The following is a 20,040-nucleotide window of genomic DNA, read 5'->3' on the forward strand; positions in this document are numbered from 1 at the left end:
AGACGAATCGAAGCGCCAGAAGGCGAGCGACCTGTGCGGTCGTCGTCGGCACCGTAGTGACTGCGGCCATGTCGGTGCTGCCTCTCACGCCTGCGGCGTCAGCGGAGCCGAGGAGCGGTGCGAGCCAGATCTTGTCTCACTACCGGGAACTCTCCCGTGACGCGGAGAAGACCACCGAGGCCATGAATAAGGCGCAGCACGATTATGACGTGCAGCGCAAGATCGTCGTCACCGCGCGTCGCGCGTCGGCGAAGGCCACGACGCAGCTCGACTCGATGAACAAGCAGATGGCGGAAGCCCAAGAGAAGGTAGACGCCCTCGCCCGAGCGAGTTACCGGGGCGCTCGCGTCAACCGGCTGTACGCGGTGCTGGTCAGCGACTCGCCGCAAGGGCTTCTGGACAACATGTCGGGACTGGAAGTCATGTCGCGTCAGTCGGCTGCCGACCTGAAGTCGATCGCCGCGACCGCCCGTAAGACGCGTGAGGCGAAGGCGAACGCCGACAAGTCTGCGCGTGAGGCGAGTGACGCCGTCGCCGTCGCCGAGAAGCAGCGCGGACGACTTCAGGGTAAACAGTCGGACCTTCAGCTCGAAGCCGTTCGGATCCGCGCGGTCTACAAATCACTGACCGGCAAGCAACTCGCCGCGCTCCGCGGCCCCAAGTACAAGTTCGACGCGAGCGCCGTCGCCAAGGGGACCTCACCCGCACTCGTGGCTGTCCAGGCTGCGATCTCGCGGATCGGCGACCCGTACGTGTGGGGCGCGACAGGACCGAATCAGTTCGATTGCTCCGGCCTGATGCTGTGGGCGTACAAGCAGGCGAACAAGGGCATTCCGCGAACCAGTGAGGCACAGCTCGCGGGCGGCAAGCCCGTCGAGCGCGACGACCTCAAACCCGGCGATCTCGTCATCTACTATCCGGACGCCACGCACGTGGGCATGTACGTCGGCGACGGCTTCGTGGTCCATGCGGCGACGTTCGGCGTGCCGGTCGCCGTCGTCCCGATCGACAAGGCAGGCCCGTACAACTCAGCGCGACGGTACTGAGTGAGGGACGTTCGCGTTCGGGCCGCCGTCGCGGTCCTCGTCGTCGTGACGGCGGCCTGCACGGCGGCCGCCTGTTCAGAATCGACGGATGATCGCTCGTCCACCGCTCCGGTGAGTGCGTCGCGCACACCGCTCAACCCGTTCGAACAGCAGCGGACCGACGGTGTGGCGGCACTCCTCGACGAACTCTCCTCGGTGATCCGCACCGGAGACAAAGACGGTGTTGACGCTCTCGTCGACCGCGCCGCACCGCGCCGGATCGACGACCGACTCCACACGATGGCGGACGCGTTCGCTCGTGGCTCCGACCGCGGCCGTCGGGGAGGCCCGCTCGCCGCGACATCGTTCACCTACCGCGTCGCGCCGAGTAGCGGAGCCGAATGGCAGCTGGCCCCCACGGTGGCGACCAAGGTCGACGAGGCCGGCGCGACGGACACCTGGGTGACCCCGGTGGAGCTCACGTACGCGCTCGGTGGGGCGGCGGTGCCGGGCGTCGCCGAACCCGAGGTGACTCTCAGCGAGACCATGGCGTTCGCGCGGTACGGCGACGAATGGAAGTTACTCGGCGACGCTTCCGTCGCACTGGATCCTCGGCCGACGACCACCGGACCCGATGCGCCGGTCGAGATCGGCCCCTGGGAGTTCGGCGGGCTCGCTGCGACAGACGTCCGCACCGCCGGTGGCTCGTCGACGATCCTGTCGTACCCCACGACCGACAAGGTGGTGGAACGCGCGCGGAAGATCATGCCAGGGGCCGTCGCCGCCGTCAGCAAGTTCTGGGGCGACGACTGGCCGCAGCGGGCTGCGGTGATCGCGACCGGCGATCAGGCCGAGTTCGCGGGTTTGACCCGCACGGCGGCTCGCGACACCGGGGTGGCAGCGGCGGCGACCGTGTTCTCGCGTATCGACGAGCGTGCGAAGCAGGTGGTCGGCCAGCGCATCGTACTGTCTCCCAATGCGGCGGACCTGTCCGAGCCCGCGCTGGCGGTCGTTCTCCGGCACGAACTCATGCATGTCGCGACGCGACTGTCCACACCCGAGATCGCCCCGATGTGGTTGACCGAAGGCGTCCCCGAATATGTGGGCCGGAAAGGCACGTACCGCGAGTTCGTGGACGCCGCACCGGATCTCGCGGTCGAGGTCGCAGCGAATCGGCTCCCGAAGTCGTTGCCGGTCGACTCTGATTTCGCCGTCGACAGCGACGCCGCTCGCGTTGCATACCAGAGCGCATGGTCGTTTGCGGCGTTCGTCTCGGATAAGTACGGCGAGCCCGTGTTGAAGAACATGTACCGGAAGATGACCGCCAGCGGTGACACGCCAGCAATGGACGCTGCGATGAAGAACGCGGTGGGCCACGACAAGAATGCGTTGGTGAAGCAATGGCAGAAATGGTTACGCGTACAAGTTCGATGATGCGGACGACACTGCTGGTCACAAACGATTTCCCGCCACGCGCAGGCGGGATCCAGTCGTACCTGGAGAACCTGCTCCGATTCGTGCCACCGGAGAACGTCATCGTCTACGCGCCCAAATGGAAGGGATCGGACGCGTACGACGCGGCAGCGCCCTACCGAATCGTCCGCCACCGGACGTCGCTGATGCTGCCGACCCCGTTCGTCGCCCGCCGTGCCGCACGCCTGGTTCGTGAGAACGACGTCCACACCGTCTGGTTCGGTGCGGCCGCACCGCTCGCCGTGCTCGGGCCGCGGCTGCGGAAAGCGGGCGCCAGACACATCGTCGCGAGCACCCACGGGCACGAGGTCGGTTGGTCGATGCTGCCCGGTGCACGGCAGGTGCTGCGGCACATCGGCAAGCACACCGACGTCGTGACGTACGTCAGCAGTTATACGCGCGGTCGTTTCGCTGCCGCATTCGGCCGTGACGCTGCGCTCGAGTACGTGCCGTGCGGTGTCGACACGGACCGGTTCGCCCCCGATGCTGCCGGCCGCGCCGAACTGCGTGAACGGTACGGACTCGGCGACGCACCCGTCGTGCTGTGTCTGTCCCGGTTGGTCCCGCGTAAAGGCCAGGACATATTGATCCAGGCCTGGTCGTCGGTCCTGCGCGAAGTGCCTGACGCTCGATTAGTGATCGTCGGAGGCGGACCGTACGGCGATCGGCTCCATGAGTTGGCCGCCAAGACCGGGGTCACCGACACCGTGCTCTTCACCGGATCGGTACCCGGGGACGAACTCCCGACACACCACGCGATGGCCGACGTCTTCGCGATGCCGACCCGTACGCGGGGTGGCGGCCTCGACGTCGAAGGCTTGGGCATCGTCTTCCTCGAAGCGTCTGCGAGCGGCGTGCCGGTCGTCGCAGGTGACTCCGGGGGAGCCCCAGAGACGGTCCGCGAGGGCGTCACGGGGACCGTCGTCGACGGGCGTGACCGTGCGCAGGTCGCAGAGGCGGTCATCGCGATCCTGCGCGACCCCGACCTGGCTGCGGACATGGGCGCCCGTGGTCGGGAGTGGATCGTCGGCAACTGGCAGTGGGGTCAGCAGGCCGCCCGCCTCATGCGTCTCCTGTAGCCGACGCTTGCCGCCGAGCGAAGTCGAGGCCCTTGTGCGGCAAGAATCTCGACCTCGCTCGACTTGCAGGCAGAAATGCTCGATCGGAGCATGAGCGCTACTTCGTGTACAGCGCTTCGATGTGGTCGGCGAAATTCTCGGCGACGACGTTGCGCTTGACCTTCAGCGTCGGTGTGAGCTCGCCGGTCTCCTCGGTGAAGTCGCTCGGCAGGATCCGGAACTTCTTGATCGCCTCGGCGTGGGAGACCGACTGATTGGCTTGATCGACGGCGGACTGGACCTCCGAGACGAGGTCCGCGTCGTTCGCCAGATCTTCGACAGAGGCGCCTGCGTCCTTGCCGTTACGCGACTTCCAGGTCTCGAAGGCCTCCGGATCGATGGTGATGAGCGATGCGATGAACGGCTTCTGATCGCCGACGATCATCGCCTGCGACACCAGGGGGTTCGTGCGCATGATGTCCTCCATCGGCGCAGGCGACACGTTCTTGCCGCCTGCTGTGACGATGAGTTCCTTCTTACGGCCGGTGATCGACAGGTAGCCGTCGGCGTCGAGGTCGCCGAGGTCACCGGTGTGGAACCAGCCGTCGGTGAGAGCAGCTTCCGTCGCCTCGTCGTTGTGCCAGTATCCGGCGAACACGACCTCGCCGGACAGCATGACCTCGCCGTCGTCGGCGATGCGGACCGCGTTGCCCGGAAGCGGACGGCCGACGGTGCCCACGCGCACCTCGTTCGGGGTGTTCACACAGATCGCGGCAGTCGTCTCGGTGAGGCCGTAACCCTCGTAGACGGGGATGCCGACGCCGTTGAAGAAGTGGCCGAGGTGCGGACCGAGCGGTGCTCCGCCGGAGATGGCGAGTTCGCAGTCACCGCCGAGGGCGGCACGAAGCTTCCCGTACACGAGCTTGTCGAACAGTGCGTGCTTGCCGCGCAGGACGAGACCGGGGTTCGAGCCGGCCTTGGAGTACTCGACGGCGGTGTCGGCCGCGAGGTCGAAGATCTTTCCTTTACCCGAGTCGTGAGCGCTCTGGCGCGCCGAGTTGAAGACCTTCTCGAACACGCGTGGAACCGAGAGGATCAGTGACGGCTGGAACTGCGCGAAGATCGGCAGCAGATCCTTCGTGTTGTTGGTGTAGCCGACCTCGACGCCTGCTTCGAGAGCCACCAGGTTGATGGCGCGAGCGAGCACGTGGGCCATCGGCAAGAACAGGAGCAGGCGGCGCTCCGGGCGAAGGAGCGTGCCCATTGAGGATTCGAGGACGCCGCTGATCTCGCCGAGCATGTTGGCGTGGGTGAGCATGCAGCCCTTCGGGCGCCCGGTAGTGCCCGAGGTGTAGATGAGGGTTGCTGGATCGGCAGCCGTCAGGTGGCGACGTCGTTCGTCGAGTTGCTCGTCGGTGACCGACGCGCCGCGCTCGGCGAACAGGTCGACGATGCCGTCGCCCTGTGGATCGTCGATTGCGAACACCTGAACGGCATCGGTGACCGATTCGACACCGTCGACCGTGGCGCGGTGCTCCGGCGTCTCGGCGACGATGGCGACGGCCTCCGAGTCGCGCATGATCCAGTCGATCTGTGGCCCAGACGACGAGTCGTAGATGGGGACCGGGACCGCGCCCGCCGACCAGATGGCGAAGTCGATGAGTGTCCATTCGAGTCGTGTCGACGACAGGATGGCGACCCGGTCGCCGGGTTCGATGCCCGAGGCGATGAACCCCTTGGCGAGCGAACGGACCCGGTTCACCGCGTCATCTGCGGACAGCGCGACCCACTGGTCGCCCTGCTGTACGCGGAAAACGGTCCTGCCGGGCGTCGCCGCAGCGATGTCGTAGAGGACGTCGGCCGAATTCCGCTCCTTCGGGGTGACGAATTCTGCGGGGACACGGCATTCAGCCATTGAATACACCTTCCGGAGCGGCTCTATGTGACAAGACTTGTTGGTCCAATCCCCAGATTCTAATCGCCCGATGCGGGTCTCACGCGCCCGAGGCGGCTTTCGCCTTTCGTCGCCGGTATGTGATGCTGTGTCGGTGACGAGCATCCAGGTGGCCGACGACGCTTTCGTCGCTGCTTCCGTATCGCTGGCGGGCGCTGTCGTCGGTGACCGAGCGCGGTGGCGGCGGTGGTGGCCGGACCTGACATTGGAGGTCACACAAGACCGCGGTGACGAGGGCGTCCGTTGGCGAGTCGGGGGACCGCTGACCGGGACCATGGAGATCTGGTGCGAGAAGCGCCTGGACGGGTTCATCCTCCACTACTTCCTGCACGCAGAGCCCACCACCGCACTGCCGACCGAGCCGCGTGCGTGGATGGATGCGACCGCCGAACTCAATCGGATCCGCCGAGTAGCGGGGAAGGCGATGGCGTTCGAGGTCAAGCAGACGGTCGAAGGCGGTCGTGCCGCCGGAGAGCCAGCGGCACGTAAGGCAGCAATCGCATGAGTGAGCACACCGAGCAGTCGACGGTCGTCGGGGCCGACGTCGACGCGATCATGGCTGTGATCGCCGACTTCGAGAACTATCCGCAGTGGGTGGGTGCGGCACGCGAGGTGACCGTGCTCGAACGCGACTCCCGAGGCCGCGGCACTCACGTTCGTTTCGTCCTGGACGCCGGTGTCCTCGCCGACACCTACGAACTGCGATACGAGTGGTCCGACGACGGCACCTCGGTGTCGTGGAACCTCGTCTCCAGTGATCTCCAGCGCGGACAGCAGGGCAGCTACCGGTTGACGCAGCAGGTGCACGGATCGACCAAGGTCACCTACTCGTTGACGGTCGATCTCCAGATCCCGATGATCAGCCAGCTCAAGCGACGCGCGGAGAAGGCGATCACTGAGGCTGCGCTCAGCGATCTCAAGAAGAGGGTCGAAGGCTGATCGATCTCGCTGACATCCATCTGGTGCTCGGGCCTGGTGGCTCGGGCGTCTCGGTGCTCGCCGCAGCCGCCGCGTTCACTGACGCGCACCCGGTCGAGCGGGCGGGTACGTTACCGGTCAGGGAGCACCGCGACACCGTCTTGATCACTCTCGACGCTCGTTCGCCCGTCCCGGCTCTGTTGGGCGTGTACCGGGTCGCCGGGGAACCGGTGCCGGTGACGTCGGGTGTCGACCTGCTGCACGTGGGGCGTCTTGACGTCATCGAACGCGCATGGACCGAGTTCACTGCGGCGCTGACCGCGCTCACGGCCGGCCGTACTGCGCTGCCGGTCGTGGGGACACTCGCGTCGATGGCACCAGGCGAGCTCACCGATCTTCCCGGCGCCGCCGAGTTCCTGATGCTGCGACAGGTCCGAGACGCTGCCACGTCTGGCGAGTGGAGGCGAGTGGTCGTCGACTTGTCCGGAGTCGGAGACCCGTTCGCGTTGTTGCGGGCACCGACTGTCCTGTCCGCTGCGATCGAGCGAATGTGGCCGCGCGCCACCAGGCTCGCTCAGGCAGGCGAGAAGCCCGTCCTCGCTCAGCTCTCAGCGGCGATCGAACGCATCGACCGCGACTGTCAGGACCTCGCGGACTTGTTCTGCGACCCGCACTCGGTCGCTGCTCATCTCGTCCTCGACGCGTCCGAACGCAGCCGTCGCGTCGCAGCCGACCATCTGGCGATCGCGGACGTGACCGCGTTGCCGCTGCGCTCGGTCTTGATCAATGCGGGCGACGCCGATCGTCCCACATCGCCGACTGCCGACACCGTCCGTGGGATTCTCGGTGACCCCGATGGGGTCACGGTGCGCGAGATCGCGTCCGGCGGCGTCTTGGACCGACTATCGCGGATCCGGAAGATCGCTGTCCCGGTCGCGGCTCCGAGTGGCCGTCCGTACGGGAGCGGGGCATTGACCGTGGAATCGTCCGGGGAAGGGCTGGCCGCGTTGTTCGAACTGAGATGGCGACAGGGACTCCCCGAACCCGACCGGCTGCACCTCGGCCGGTCGGGCGACGACCTGCTCGTCACCGTCGCAGGCTTCCGGCATCCGGTGCGACTGCCCTCGGTGTTGCGCCGCTGCCGGGTGGTCGGCGCGAATTGGGCCGACGGCGAGCTGTCTGTGCGGTTCGAGCCCGATGCCGCGATCTGGCCTGCCCGACAGGGCGGCACCGGGGGAGCGGTGTCGTCGTAGCGGGTGACCGGGAACTAGAATCGCGTCGGTAGGACCTGACCGGGTCCGACCTCCGTCGTTGAAGGTCGTCGGTGACGCCCGGTAAGGTTCGTTGTTCCCGCCAGGGCACTTCACTAGTTAGCCGACCACCAGGTGACAGGAGCCGCACCGAGATGTCCGACGACGAGCGCGATGCGCGCACCGCAGACGCCACCGTCGGCGATCCGGTGCAAGAACTCCTGCTCGGGTTCGCGACGACCATCGACCAGCTGGCCGCGGTGATCGGCGGTGGGCAGCACGAGGCGACGTCGGCCTTCGGCTCAGGACCGGTTCCCGAACTGTTCACCGAACTCGGCACGCTGCTGGCCGAGTTCGGTGATCTCCTCTCACGCATCCTCACCGCTTTCATCACGGTCCTCGAAGCGGTCGCCGAGATGTTGAGGTCGGCGCCGTCCGAACCGACCGCCGCACCGACCGGATTCGAGTCGATACCGGTGCGTATCTCGAACACGGGAAGGTAGACGTGGATCACCAGACCGGATCGGACCTGACGGTCGGTATCGATATCGGCGGTACGAGTGTCCGAGCCTGCGTCGTCGATCCGACCGGGCGAATCCTGGACACGCTGCGGACCGCTACACCTGCGACGACCGATGCCGTCGAACACTGCTTGGACCGGTTGGTCGGCGAACTACGCGACCGCTGGGCGATCGGGGCGGTCGGGCTGGCGATCGCAGGCTTCCTGACCCCGGACCGCAGCGTGGTGCGCTTCTCGCCGCATTTGGCGTGGGAGGAGGCTGCGGTGGCGGCCGATATGTCCGCGCGGATCGGCATGCCGGTGTTCGCCGAACACGACGCCAACGCCGCAGCCGTCGCCGAACTGCACTTCGGTGCGGCGGCCCGCGGGCACAACACTCTGGTCCTGGCCATCGGTACCGGAATCGGTGCAGGCCTGATCCTGGGCGGTGAGATCTATCGCGGGAGTTTCGGAGTCGCTCCCGAACTCGGCCATCTGCGGGTCGTGCCCGACGGACGTCCGTGCGCGTGCGGCAAGCGCGGCTGCTGGGAGCGGTACTGCAGCGGTACCGCACTGGTCGACACCGCCGTCGAACTCATTGCGTCGCAGCGATTTCCGCGGAGCGCGCTCGCAGCGGAATCGGATGCGGACCCGGGTTCGCTCACCGGTCGTCGGGTGGCCGCCGCGGCAGCCGACGGCGATCCCGTCGGCGTCGCCGCCTACGCGGACCTTGCACGATGGCTGGGCGTCGGACTCGGAATGATCGCCGACGTCTTCGACCCGGACCTCATCGTCCTCGCCGGCGGCGTCGGCGCGGCTTCCGGACTGTTCCTCGACGACGCTCGTGAGCACTACACCGCTGCGGTCACCGGTGCCGGGCATCGGCATCTCGCCCGTATCCGTGGCACCCAACTGGGGGAGACCGCCGGCGTCATCGGAGCAGCCGAGGTGGCTCGGGAGGGATTGGCCGCGACGCGTACGAGCGGCGAAGTAGAGTGATCTGCACGTCCGAGGAGCCGCGCGGCTTCGGGTAGAAGGGAACTGGGGCAACACATGTGGTACTTCCTCTTCAAGTACGTCCTCATGGGACCTATGCTGCGGCTCATGGGCCGCCCGCGCATCGAGGGGCACGAGAAGATCCCCACCGACGGGTCGGCCCTGATCGCGTCCAATCATCTGGCCGTCGTCGACAGTTTCTATCTACCGTTGATGGTGCGTCGCCGTATCTTCTTCCTCGCCAAGTCGGAGTACTTCACGGGTCCGGGACTCAAAGGCAGTTTCCAGAAGTGGTTCTTCTCCGCGTCCGGACAGATCCCGATCGATCGGTCCGGTGCAACTGCCGCGGCCAATGCGCTCTCTGCCGGCAAGCGAGTACTCGAAGGCGGCGGCATGTTGTGTCTGTACCCGGAGGGCACGCGATCACCGGACGGGCGCCTGTACAAGGGCAAGACAGGTTTGGCACGCCTGGCGCTGGAGACCGGCGCCCCAGTGATCCCCGTTGCCATGATCGGCACCGACCGCATCAACCCACCGGGAACCGTTCTGCCGCATCCTACTCGAATCACCGTCAAGGTCGGTGAACCACTGGACTTCTCACGTTACGAGGGCATGGCGGGCAATCGGTTCATCGAACGCGCCGTCACGGACGAGATCATGTACGCGCTGATGCGGTTGACGGGCCAGCAGTACGTCGATGTCTACGCAGCGAAGCTCAAGAACGACGACGGCACCTACACGAAGGCAGAGGAGATCATCGGCGGAGACGAACCCGCGGCCTGAGTCCGGTCCGGGTCACGCCTGACCGAGTCTCTCGTCGTCGTCGACGCACGTGCGGCGGTAGGGCATCCGACCGAATGCGAAGAGCAGCGCGATGCCCCAGAGCAGGTACGTGTTGCCGACGATGTGCTCCCACCACGCCCAGCCGTTCTGAATCGGCAACAGTTGGAACGGTCCGATCGCGAAGCTCACCGTGCCGACCGCAGCCAGCGTGCCGTACACCGATCGGACTCGTCGGGTGTGGGCACGCGAGAAGAACACCAGACATGTCGCGATCGCAGGCACACACCACACCCAGTGATGCGCCCACGTCGTCGGGGAGACGAGCAGCCCCCACACGGCCACGCTGCATGCGATGACCATCGCGTCGACTCGGCCGCCGATCGGACCCGGCGCGAACGCCTCGCGCGGACGCGCAGCGAACACGGCGTATGCGGCGGGAATGCTCACCAGGAGGCTCGTCACGATCCAGAGGATCGATGCGGTCGAACCATCGGTGCCGAACAAGCGCAGCCACAGCGCGTTGAGGTTCTGATTGATCGGCCCCTCGGGCTCGCCGATCCGGCCGGTGTGGAACACGGTGTCGGTCCAGTACGTCACCGAGTCGTCGGGTATCCACAGCCAGCCGATGAACGCCGCCGCTGCGAAAGTCGCCACGCCGACGATGGCCGCTCGGACCCGACCCGCGGCGAGGAAGACTCCGAGGAACACCAGCGGCGTCAGCTTGATGGCAGATGCGACGCCGACAAGGACGCCCTGCACAGCGGACGCGGCGCCGCTGCGTCGACCGATGATGAAGACGTCGACCATCGTCAGAGTGATCAGCACCATATTGATCTGACCGAATCCGAGCGTCATCCAGAACGGGTTGAACCACACGGTGACCGCCGACGCCAGCAATGAGATCTGCCAGCGGTTGGCGCGGTCGCCGACGCTGAGGACATCCAATGTCAGCTTGGTGACGTAGACGAGGAGTACGGCGGTCAGGATCGACACACCAGTGCTCGTCACGTCCAGGGACAGTTCGCCGAGCGGTGTGAACAGCAAGGCCGCGAACGGCGGGTACGTGAACGGGAGCCAGATCCCGTCCTGCGTGAACGGCATCGATCCGTCGGCGTAGAGACTGAAACCCTGGTGCCAGAGTTGCCCTCCGAGCCGGTACACGTCCATGTCGAAGCGGGTCCGCGTCCCCCAACTGGAGGTGAACGGGACACCGGCGATCTGCAGGATGGACGACGCCGCGAAGGCGAGCGCGCAGAGAACGGTCACCACGGGCCCGGGCTGCCATCGACGCAGCACGGCTTCGGCGGCTCGGGTCGAAGAGGGCATAGGAAGAGTATGGACTGACCGCCCGCGCTAACCTTCACCCCGTGCGCTACTTCTACGACACAGAGTTCATTGAGGACGGGACGACGATCGAACTGGTGTCGATCGGCGTGGCGGCCGAGGACGGCCGTGAGTTCTACGCGTGCAGCACAGAGTTCGATCCTGACCGGGCGGGCAGTTGGGTGCGCGCCAACGTCCTTGACAAGCTGCCCTCACCCGCCGACAAGGCGTGGCGGTCACGACAGACGATCCGCGAGGAACTACACGAGTTCCTCAGCGCGGGCGAGGGGCGGATCGAGTTGTGGGCGTGGGTCGCCGCCTACGATCACGTCGTCCTGTGCCAACTGTGGGGGCCGATGACCGAACTGCCGCGGAACATGCCGCGGTTCACCAGGGAACTGCGACAGCACTGGGAGCAAGCGGGCTCACCGAAACTGCCGCCGGCTCCGAGAGACGCGCACGACGCGCTCGCCGACGCGCGGCACAACCTGAACAAGTGGCGCACGATCGAGGCGGCGCGTTCGGGTGCAGGCGATGCAGGATAGGCTCAACGGCGTGGTGAACTGGACCGTAGACGTACCGCTCGACGAACTTCCCGAACTTCCGCCGTTGCCCGGCTCGCTCGCCGAACGGTTCGAGGACGTGCTGGCGCGTCCCGCGTTGCAGCAGCCCAACTGGCCTGCCGAAGCGGCGCGGAAGATGAGGACAGTCCTCGAGAGCGTTCCGCCGATCTGTATGCCGACCGAGGTCGAGAAGCTCTCCGACCAATTGGCCGAGGTCGCCCACGGTCGGGCGTTCCTTCTGCAGGGCGGCGACTGCGCGGAGACGTTCGCGGCCAACACCGAGCCACACATCAAGGGGAACATCCGGACGCTTCTGCAGATGGCCGTCGTCCTCACCTACGGCGCGAGCCTGCCCGTGGTGAAGGTGGCGCGCATCGCCGGACAGTACGCGAAGCCGCGCTCGTCCGACACAGACGCGCTCGGCCTCCTGTCGTACCGCGGCGACATGGTGAACTCGCTGGCCGCCGACGAGGCGTCCCGGGTCCACGATCCATCTCGTCTGGTGCGGGCGTACGCGAACGCATCGGCGGCGATGAACCTGGTGCGCGCGCTCACCGGTGCGGAAGCCCGACTGGCCCGGGTTCACGACTGGAACCGGGAGTTCGTCCGCACGTCACCGGCCGGCGCCCGGTACGAAGCGCTCGCGGCGGAGATCGACCGCGGCCTCAAGTTCATGGATGCGTGCGGTGTCACCGATTCGAGCCTCGAATCGGCATCGATCTTCGCCTCGCACGAGGCGCTCGTCCTCGACTACGAGCGTGCGATGCTGCGGCTGGCCGACGATCCGCGGGGCGGTGACGCCCAGGTGTTGTACGACTTGTCGGCGCACTTCTTGTGGATCGGTGAGCGCACGCGTCAGATCGACGGCGCGCACGTCGCGCTGGCGAAGCTGATCAACAACCCGATCGGCATGAAGATCGGCCCGACGACAACGCCGGAACAGGCCGTCGAGTACGTGAAACTGCTCGACCCCGATAACCGGCCGGGCCGCCTGACCCTCGTCTCGCGGATGGGCAACGGCAAGGTTCGCGAGGTGCTTCCTGCGATCGTGCAAGCTGTCGAAGAGACCGGTCACAAGGTGATCTGGCAGTGCGATCCGATGCACGGCAACACCCACACCGCGTCGACCGGGTTCAAGACCCGCCACTTCGATCGCGTCGTCGACGAGGTGCAGGGCTTCTTCGAGGTGCATCGTGCGCTCGGAACCCACCCGGGTGGCGTCCACATCGAACTGACCGGCGAAGACGTCACCGAATGTCTCGGCGGTGCCCAGGACATCTCGGACCTCGACTTGGAGGGCCGTTACGAGACGGCCTGCGACCCGCGTCTGAACACACAGCAGTCGCTGGAGTTGGCGTTCCTCGTCGCCGAGATGCTACGCGGCTGATCGAGCGTCCACTGCCGATCCGAGCGTCCCCGCAGATCGTGTGCCGGGCGGGGCCGAGAGCGGCTCAGGCGAGGGTCGCGCCGACGGCCCAGCCGACGGCAGCGATTCCGGCGGCGGCCAGAACGATCAGAACGAGCCAGACGATCGCGGTCAGACGGCGAGTGGCCGGCATCGAGTCGACGTCGTGGTCTCGACGGTCGACTCCACGGTGCTCACGTCGCGGGTCGCGGTCGCGGAAGTCCGGGTCGTCGAACTCGTCGTCATCGTCGTACTGCGGGTCGTCGAAGTCTGTGTCGTCGTCGGGTAGGTGCGGCTCGGCGGCCTGTCGCGTCCCGGCCATTGCACCCGGGCCGGCCTGAGCCGCCCGCGGTGGGCGAACCGGACGGGCGATGGCCGAGGTGACACGGGCCGACGCCTGGTGGGGTGCGGGCACTGTGAACGCGGGAAGCCCGAGCTCGTCGACCGCGTCGAGCACCGCATGCTGCATGTCGAAGCCGTCGACGAAGCGATCGTCGGGATGGCGTTCGGTGGCACGCAGCACTATGTCGTCGATCTGAGGTGGAATGCCGTCGATGATGTCTCCGGGCGCCGGAACGTCGTACGACAGTCGCTGGTAGGCGAGGGCCAGTTGCGTTGAGCCGCTGAACGGCTGACGGCCGGTGAGGAGTTCGAACAGCAGTACTCCGGCCGAGTACACGTCGCTGCGCGCGTCGATATCGGTCGACGAGACCTGTTCGGGCGAGAGGTACGCCGCGGTGCCGAGGATGACGCTCGCCGACGTCACCCCGGCCTCCGCCACGGCGCGTACGAGGCCGAAGTCGGCGACCTTGATATCGCCCGAATCGGAGATCAGTACGTTCTCGGGTTTCACGTCGCGGTGCACCAGGCCCGCACGGTGCGCGGTACCGAGACCGCCGAGCATCGGGACGGCCACCGAGACCACGGCGTGCGGGGGCATCGGTCCACGTTCACGGAGGAGTTCGCGGATACTGCCGCCGCGCACCAACTCCATGACGAGGAAAGCGATCTCGCCGTCGATGCTCTGGTCGTAGACCGCGACCAGCCCCGGGTGACTGAGCCCGGCGACTGCGCGCGCCTCGAACTCGAAGCGACGGAGGAATTGCGGATCGCCGACATAGCGTGCATCCATGACCTTGACCGCTACACGACGGTGTAGCCGTAGATCGGTGCCGACGTAGACTGCGGACATCCCGCCGCGCGCGATCGGCGCGTCGATCTGATAGCGGCGTTCCAGGACGCGGCCGATCAGCGGGTCGTCGGGGGTGTTCACGGTGATCGAATCTACCCGTAACGCACCGCTAGTCGTGTGACCTGGAGGTCACGGGCGGGTAGTGTCATCGTCCGTGGGTTCCCTTCCGCTTTCCATCGACATCCTTCCCGACGACGCCGACGTGCTGAGCCTCGAGGAGGCCGCCGCCCGGCTGCGGGTCTCCACGAACCGGATTCGCACGCTGATCCGCGACCACAATCTGCTCGCCGCCTCGCGCGGCGGACAGCCGGTCATCCCGGCAGCGTTCTTCGGCTCGGACGGTCTCGCGAAACACTTCGAAGGACTCGTCACGACCCTGCTCGACGGCGGGTACACCCGCGACGAGGCGTTGGCGTGGCTGTTCGAAGAACACGACGATCTCGCGCTGCGCCCAGCAGACGCTTTGCACACGCATTCCGCGCGTGAAGTGATCAGACGCGCGCAAGCTCAGGCGTTCTGACCGGCTGCGTCGAGCACCGTCACCGCGCCGCGGTCAACGACGCGGCCACTGCGTGGCCGATCCGAGTGCGGGTCGGTACCACGGCCCGAGTCCGCATGACGTCGTAGCCCATGTCTTCGATCACGCGCAGAATGTCACCGTACGACGCCGCGGCCGCAGCTATCGCGGGGCGGCTCGAGCGTGGCAACTGCGCGATCGACCCGGCGGCGCGACGATACTGATCGCGATTTACGGCGATCAGATGGGCGATCGCGTGCCGCATCGGGCGGCTCGTCGAACGCCGGTCCAGATCTGAGCGCAGCGACTGCTCGTCGACGCCGAACGCGCCGAGTTCGTTCAACGGCAGGTAGATCCGGTCGCGTCGCAGGTCCTCGGCGACGTCGCGGAGGAAGTTCGTCAGCTGGAACGCATCTCCGAGAAGGGCGGCTCCGTCGGCGAGCGTTGGGTCGGCCCCCAGGACCGGGACCAGTTGGAGGCCGATGACCGCTGCGGAACCGTACGTGTACTCGGCGAGCTCGCCGAAGGTGCGGTAGCGGGACCGGAAGACATCCGTGCCGGGGATGTCCATCCGCATCGAACGCAAGAAGGCGTCGAAAGTGCCGACGTCGATTCCGTTGTCGTGCACCGCGACAGCGAGGGCGGCGAGGACGTCGGCTTCTCCGGGCTCTAGACCCGACGGCGTTTCTCGATCGGCCAGGGCCGCCGCAAGGCCCGCGTCGAGCATGTCGACACGGTCCCCGGGTGAGTGCACGAATCCCGAGCCGTCGACCACATCGTCGACGATCCGGGCGAAAGCGTACAGCGCGTGCACTGCGCGGCGTCGGCGCAGCGGCAGTAGTCGAGAGGCGAGATAGTAGGTGCGGCCCGCATCGGCCGTGACGGCGCGAGCGATCGCGAAGCCGCGGCCCGGATCAGCCACGGGTGTCGGGGGAGACGCCTGGGCGGAGCACACCGCAGAAGCGAGTCAGCCGCAGCGGATCTCGGCGGCGAAGGGACACCGCGGCGAGGACGCCGAGGGCTAACGCCAGCAGTGACTCGAACGGTTTGTAGAACAGGATCGAGTCGTCGGGCTGGAACAGGATCAACAGGACGACGCTCGCCGCCGCGATCACCTGGCGCACCCACATCGGAAGCGTGAACGCGACGACGAGCACGGTGACCCACGTGTAGTACCAGGGCAGTGTCGAGGGCTCGAGCACCAGCACCGCGAACACCGCCCAACACATGAAGGCCATCGCCGTTCGCTCGTCGCGGCGCCCGCGCCACCAGAAGTAGACGAGCGCAACTGCCATCACAACGGAACCGATGTCTCGGGTCACTCCGAGTACCTCGTGCAGATTCCACGCGTGGAACGGCGACGCCACCCAGGCGATCAGATGCGCGGCCGCGGTCGGGATCGTGAACGGGTTGATGATTCGATTCGCGAACGCGAGGCCGTTCAGCCAGCCGAACCCGAGGCCGAGGACCACGGTGAACGCGCCGAACACGGCGACGGGAATCGCTGCGGTCGCGGCGAACACGCCGATCCGGTCACGCAGGGACACCTCGCGCTCTTTGCGCAGATGGTCGAGCCAGATCCACACTACGAACGGCACGATCACGCCTGCGGTCACCTTCAACGACACGGCGAGTCCCAGCACCGCCAGCCCGCGCGCGTGGCGGCCGTCGCACACCAGAACGATCCCCGCGGCGACGACGCCCATCAACAGCATCTCGCCATGTGGGCCGCCGACGAGGTGGATCAACAACAGCGGATTGAGCAGCGCGAGCCAGATCGCCGAACGTCGGCTTGCGCCGAAATGCTCGGCGATCCGCGGCACCGCCCACAGCGCCAAGAGCAATCCGGGGAGCAGTACCAGCCGGAACACCATCACTCCGGCGAACACGTTCTCGCCGGTCAGGGCGAAGACCCCACGTGCCAACAGCATGAACGCCGGGTTGTACGGCGACGTCGTGGGTGCCCAGATCTGCGCCATCGAGTCGACGATCGGGCCGGGCACGTGTGCCGGGCCGTCGTTGTACGGGTCGAAGCCGGCGGCCAGGACTGCGGCCTGTCCTAGATAGGCGTACACGTCGCGACTGAACACCGGTATCGCGAACATCAGCGGAGCCGCCCACACCAGGACCGTCGTCGACATCGCGCGCAGACTCATCGACTCGCGGTCGCGGCCGATCCGGACCCATGCGACGACCATGGCCGTGATGCCGAGCCAGAAGACGATCCCCGACAGCGTCTTGCCGTGGCCGTACGACATGGGCACCAGACCGAGTCGTTCCAGCGTCGCATCGTTGCGAGGCACGTCGGCCAACCCGTATGTGCCGATGGTGACGGCCACCGACCCGAGGAGTCCGAGGACCGCATCAGGGTAGCGGCGTACACGATCAGTCACAGTCGACATCTACCGCCCACCATCCCTGGCGCGCAGCAGTTCGGTGACGCGGACCGCGGCCAGGGAACCCGACACGACGACCGGAGGGATGCCAACGCCCGGCACCGTCGCGCTTCCGGCGAGCACGAGGTTCGGGCTGGTCGGCCACACGTTGGCCGTCCGCAACGGACCGGTCTGCGTTGCGGTGTGCGCCGCCGAGAAAGGGGTGCCGGCAGGCAGTCCGGCCCGCGACCACGTCGTCGGGTGGTCAACGCGCACGACGCGCATGGAGTCGATCCCCGGATATCCTCTCGACGCGAGCGTTCCGAGGATCTCCGCGACGTACGGCTCGGCGATCCGATCCCAGTCCAGAGCGGCCGAATCGAGGTTGGGTGTCGGGGCCAGCACGGACACCGACTCCAATCCTCCGGCGACGAAGGTCGACGAGTCGCCGACCGCGCTGCGAGTGATCAGGAACGAACCGTCGGACATCACTCGCCCACGCCGCCCGGTGATCTCGGCAAAGGTCTGTGTCCACGCTGCGCCGAAGTCGAGCGTGTGATGCCCGGATCGCCACGCGTCGGTGGTTCCGGCGGGCAGTAGTCCGTGCACGACGACGGCGCTCGGCGAGTACCGCAGCCGACGCCTCGGGCGTTCGCCGGTGAGCCGGGCGACGCCGTCCCGTTCGAGTGTCGCGACGACAGCGTCGACGGGGACGACGGTGTCGTCGGTCGAGACGCCGCTCACCCTTCCGTGCGCGTCCCTACGGATCGATGCGATCGGCGCCCGGTACTCGATCTCGACGCCGCTGTCGGTGAGCGCGTCGGCGAGTACTCGTGCCACCCGCCCCATCCCGCCGGCAGGCGCGAAGACTCCTCGCCCGATGTCCATATCCGGGATGATCGCGTAGATCGCACGTGCGCGATGCGGCGGAACGCCCGCGTACAAGGCCTGGAAAGTGAAGGCGCGCTGCAACTTCTCGTCGGTGACGAATCGAGCGATCGCACCGGTGAGCCCGCCGAGGGTCCGCAGACCGACCAGCTCGGCGGCTGCCCGCCGGGTCCGCCCATCGGCCAGATCGGCAAGGCCGCCGAAGTTGCGGTCGATGAAGGTGTCGAATTCGGCGTCGTACACGCGGCGGAGCCAGCGCAGCAGATCGGCGACGCCGTCGCCCGCCTGCTCGCCGAAGACCGATGAGACTGCCGCAGGGATTGCGGTGGCGTCATGCGGAACCGCCAGACTCGTGCCGTCGGCGTAGTTCATGACGTAACTGGGGTCGACGGTGCGCAGAGCCAGGCGACGGTTCGCCTCGTCGGCGTCGACACCGAGCGCAGTCAACACGCCGAGAATCAGCGACGGCATGGTGAGGACCGTTGCGCCGGTGTCGAATCGGTGCCCTCCGATTGTCTCGGTGCGGACGAGCCCGCCGGGGGAGTCCTCGGCTTCGAAGACGGTCACCTCGAGTCCCGTCGCGCGCAGATGGGCGGCGGCGGCCAGCCCCGACAGGCCTGCGCCGATCACGGCGACGCGCGATGCCATCACCGACTCCGGTCGGTGATGCGATGCGCCAGCGCACACAGGTCGGCGCGGGCCGACTCGTCGCAGTCCAATACATCGATCCGGGCCAGGCCTGCGTCACGTCGCACGGCGATCTGTCGTTCGATCTCCGCCACCGCCCCGGAATCGACGAGAACTCCTCGGGCCGCGGCGATCTCGGCGTCGTCGAGAGTGCGCCCGATGCTCTCTCGCAAGACGCTGCGGGCGGCGTCGTCGGCGCTCCGAAGAGCGACGGCGAGCAACGCCGTGCGTTTGCCTGCGACCAGATCGTCCCCCGACGGCTTGCCGGTCTCGGCAGGGTCGCCGAACACGCCGAGCAGGTCGTCGCGGAGCTGAAATGCGACGCCCAGATCGATGCCGATCCCGTGCAGTTCGCGACGCATGTTCTCGTCGGCGCCACCCAACGTCGCACCGAGTTCGAGTGGCCGCGCGACCGTGTACGCGGCCGTCTTGTACGTCATGACACGTTCGGCAGCCGTCGTTGACTCATCGCCCGACGCCTCGTTCGTGATGTCGAGGAACTGACCGGCCAACACCTCTGTGCGCATCTGCGACCACACCGCGGAGGCCGGGAAGGGAATGGGGCGCGGTGGGGTGGTCTGGTCGGCGATTGCGACGGGCAGCGCACCGTGGAACAGATCGTCCGCCCAGGCCAGCGCGAGGTCGCCGATCAGAATGGCTGCCGAGTCGCCGTAGTGCGCGGGGTCGTGGCCCCAACCTCGAGCGCGATGGAGTGCTTCGAAGCGACGGTGAATCGTCGGGTTGCCTCGTCGAGTGTCGGATCGGTCGAGAATGTCGTCGTGGATGAGCGCGCACGCTTGAATGAGCTCGATCGCGGCGCAGACCCGCAGCGTCTCGTCGCCGTCTCTCGGAGTTTCACTCACCGTGATTTTATCGCCGGGGCAGCGACGGCCCGCGTAGACGAACATCGGACGAATGCGCTTGCCGCCAGTCATCACGAACTCTCGCAGAGCGGCGCCACCGTCGCCGACCGTCGGATAGATCGACTCCAAGATCGGTGCCGTGGCCTGGAAGAACTCGTCCAGCACCGCGTCGACGGCAGCAGGCACATCGGTCAGATTCAACACGCGGTCAGCCTACCGGGGCGGCACGGGGTGACCAGTCTCACGGCCGTGGTGAACGGCGGCGGGTTCG

19 protein-coding genes are annotated in these 20,040 nt (G+C 67.0%); 12 read left to right on the forward strand and 7 right to left on the reverse strand.

The features are described from left to right. The first annotated feature begins 68 nt into the window (after positions 1–68). From ACTIMF_RS02715 to ACTIMF_RS02725, 3 genes are read left to right on the forward strand one after another with little or no spacing between them, the layout of a single operon-like run. A complete protein-coding gene (locus tag ACTIMF_RS02715; protein WP_442348785.1) occupies positions 69–1,046 on the forward strand; it encodes an NlpC/P60 family protein in 978 nt (325 codons plus the stop codon). Continuing rightward, entirely contained in the window at positions 1,047–2,459 is a 1,413-nt protein-coding gene (locus tag ACTIMF_RS02720; protein ID WP_442348732.1) for a peptidase MA family metallohydrolase, read from the forward strand. It begins immediately after the preceding gene. After that, entirely contained in the window at positions 2,459–3,577 is a 1,119-nt protein-coding gene (locus ACTIMF_RS02725; RefSeq protein WP_442348733.1) for a glycosyltransferase family 4 protein, read from the forward strand. The genes ACTIMF_RS02720 and ACTIMF_RS02725 overlap by 1 nt, the downstream gene beginning before the upstream one ends. Positions 3,578–3,674: 97 nt before the next feature. On the opposite strand, the gene ACTIMF_RS02730 is transcribed toward ACTIMF_RS02725, so the two are convergent. Further along, positions 3,675–5,471 (reverse strand): AMP-dependent synthetase/ligase, encoded by a 1,797-nt coding sequence (locus ACTIMF_RS02730; RefSeq protein ID WP_442348734.1) that lies wholly within the window; start codon positions 5,469–5,471, stop codon positions 3,675–3,677. A 133-nt stretch (positions 5,472–5,604) separates the two neighbouring features. On the opposite strand from ACTIMF_RS02730, the gene ACTIMF_RS02735 reads away from it, so the two are divergent. The 6 genes from ACTIMF_RS02735 (at position 5,605) to ACTIMF_RS02760 (ending at position 9,956) form a co-directional block, all read left to right on the forward strand. Then, the gene (locus ACTIMF_RS02735; protein WP_442348735.1) at positions 5,605–6,015 is read left to right on the forward strand and encodes a hypothetical protein; all 411 of its coding nucleotides are present in this window, start codon (positions 5,605–5,607) and stop codon (positions 6,013–6,015) included. Then, positions 6,012–6,449 (forward strand): SRPBCC family protein, encoded by a 438-nt coding sequence (locus tag ACTIMF_RS02740; protein WP_442348736.1) that lies wholly within the window; start codon positions 6,012–6,014, stop codon positions 6,447–6,449. Before ACTIMF_RS02735 ends, ACTIMF_RS02740 begins: the two co-directional genes overlap by 4 nt. Before the next feature lie 20 nt (positions 6,450–6,469). Continuing rightward, positions 6,470–7,681 (forward strand): ArsA family ATPase, encoded by a 1,212-nt coding sequence (locus ACTIMF_RS02745; protein WP_442348786.1) that lies wholly within the window; start codon positions 6,470–6,472, stop codon positions 7,679–7,681. Between the two features lie 152 nt (positions 7,682–7,833). Next, complete coding sequence (locus ACTIMF_RS02750; protein ID WP_442348737.1) at positions 7,834–8,181, forward strand: hypothetical protein; 348 nt, start codon at positions 7,834–7,836, stop codon at positions 8,179–8,181. A gap of 2 nt (positions 8,182–8,183) precedes the next feature. Continuing rightward, entirely contained in the window at positions 8,184–9,176 is a 993-nt protein-coding gene (locus ACTIMF_RS02755; protein WP_442348738.1) for an ROK family protein, read from the forward strand. A gap of 54 nt (positions 9,177–9,230) precedes the next feature. Then, a complete protein-coding gene (locus ACTIMF_RS02760) occupies positions 9,231–9,956 on the forward strand; it encodes a lysophospholipid acyltransferase family protein (RefSeq protein WP_442348739.1) in 726 nt (241 codons plus the stop codon). A 12-nt stretch (positions 9,957–9,968) separates the two neighbouring features. On the opposite strand, the gene ACTIMF_RS02765 is transcribed toward ACTIMF_RS02760, so the two are convergent. Beyond that, positions 9,969–11,282 carry a glycosyltransferase 87 family protein gene (locus ACTIMF_RS02765; protein WP_442348740.1) on the reverse strand — a complete coding sequence of 438 codons (1,314 nt, stop codon included), beginning with the start codon at positions 11,280–11,282 and terminating at the stop codon, positions 9,969–9,971. Between the two features lie 41 nt (positions 11,283–11,323). Between ACTIMF_RS02765 and ACTIMF_RS02770 the strand changes: the two genes are divergently transcribed. Together ACTIMF_RS02770 and ACTIMF_RS02775 are read left to right on the forward strand one after the other, a co-directional pair. Further along, positions 11,324–11,824: a polyadenylate-specific 3'-exoribonuclease AS gene (locus ACTIMF_RS02770; RefSeq protein WP_442348741.1), complete on the forward strand. Its 501-nt coding sequence runs from the start codon at positions 11,324–11,326 to the stop codon at positions 11,822–11,824. A gap of 10 nt (positions 11,825–11,834) precedes the next feature. Continuing rightward, positions 11,835–13,229 (forward strand): class II 3-deoxy-7-phosphoheptulonate synthase, encoded by a 1,395-nt coding sequence (locus ACTIMF_RS02775; protein WP_442348742.1) that lies wholly within the window; start codon positions 11,835–11,837, stop codon positions 13,227–13,229. Between the two features lie 64 nt (positions 13,230–13,293). Here the strand turns inward: ACTIMF_RS02775 and ACTIMF_RS02780 are convergent, their stop codons facing one another. Next, positions 13,294–14,520 carry a protein kinase domain-containing protein gene (locus tag ACTIMF_RS02780; protein ID WP_442348743.1) on the reverse strand — a complete coding sequence of 409 codons (1,227 nt, stop codon included), beginning with the start codon at positions 14,518–14,520 and terminating at the stop codon, positions 13,294–13,296. Between the two features lie 73 nt (positions 14,521–14,593). On the opposite strand from ACTIMF_RS02780, the gene ACTIMF_RS02785 reads away from it, so the two are divergent. After that, complete coding sequence (locus ACTIMF_RS02785; RefSeq protein ID WP_442348744.1) at positions 14,594–14,959, forward strand: Rv2175c family DNA-binding protein; 366 nt, start codon at positions 14,594–14,596, stop codon at positions 14,957–14,959. Positions 14,960–14,978: 19 nt separating this feature from the next. Here the strand turns inward: ACTIMF_RS02785 and ACTIMF_RS02790 are convergent, their stop codons facing one another. The 4 genes from ACTIMF_RS02790 to ACTIMF_RS02805 are packed head-to-tail and all read right to left on the reverse strand — an operon-like array spanning position 14,979 to position 19,973. After that, complete coding sequence (locus tag ACTIMF_RS02790; protein ID WP_442348745.1) at positions 14,979–15,878, reverse strand: phytoene/squalene synthase family protein; 900 nt, start codon at positions 15,876–15,878, stop codon at positions 14,979–14,981. Further along, positions 15,871–17,349 (reverse strand): polyprenol phosphomannose-dependent alpha 1,6 mannosyltransferase MptB, encoded by a 1,479-nt coding sequence (mptB, locus tag ACTIMF_RS02795; RefSeq protein ID WP_442348746.1) that lies wholly within the window; start codon positions 17,347–17,349, stop codon positions 15,871–15,873. The genes ACTIMF_RS02790 and mptB overlap by 8 nt, the downstream gene beginning before the upstream one ends. Before the next feature lie 9 nt (positions 17,350–17,358). Next, positions 17,359–18,867 (reverse strand): phytoene desaturase family protein, encoded by a 1,509-nt coding sequence (crtI, locus tag ACTIMF_RS02800; protein WP_442348747.1) that lies wholly within the window; start codon positions 18,865–18,867, stop codon positions 17,359–17,361. Further along, positions 18,867–19,973: a polyprenyl synthetase family protein gene (locus ACTIMF_RS02805; RefSeq protein ID WP_442348748.1), complete on the reverse strand. Its 1,107-nt coding sequence runs from the start codon at positions 19,971–19,973 to the stop codon at positions 18,867–18,869. The genes crtI and ACTIMF_RS02805 overlap by 1 nt, the downstream gene beginning before the upstream one ends. Between the last annotated feature and the right edge of the window lie 67 nt (positions 19,974–20,040).

This window comes from Gordonia sp. (in: high G+C Gram-positive bacteria), from assembly GCF_052106715.1.
In the GTDB taxonomy this organism is placed as follows: domain Bacteria; phylum Actinomycetota; class Actinomycetes; order Mycobacteriales; family Mycobacteriaceae; genus Gordonia.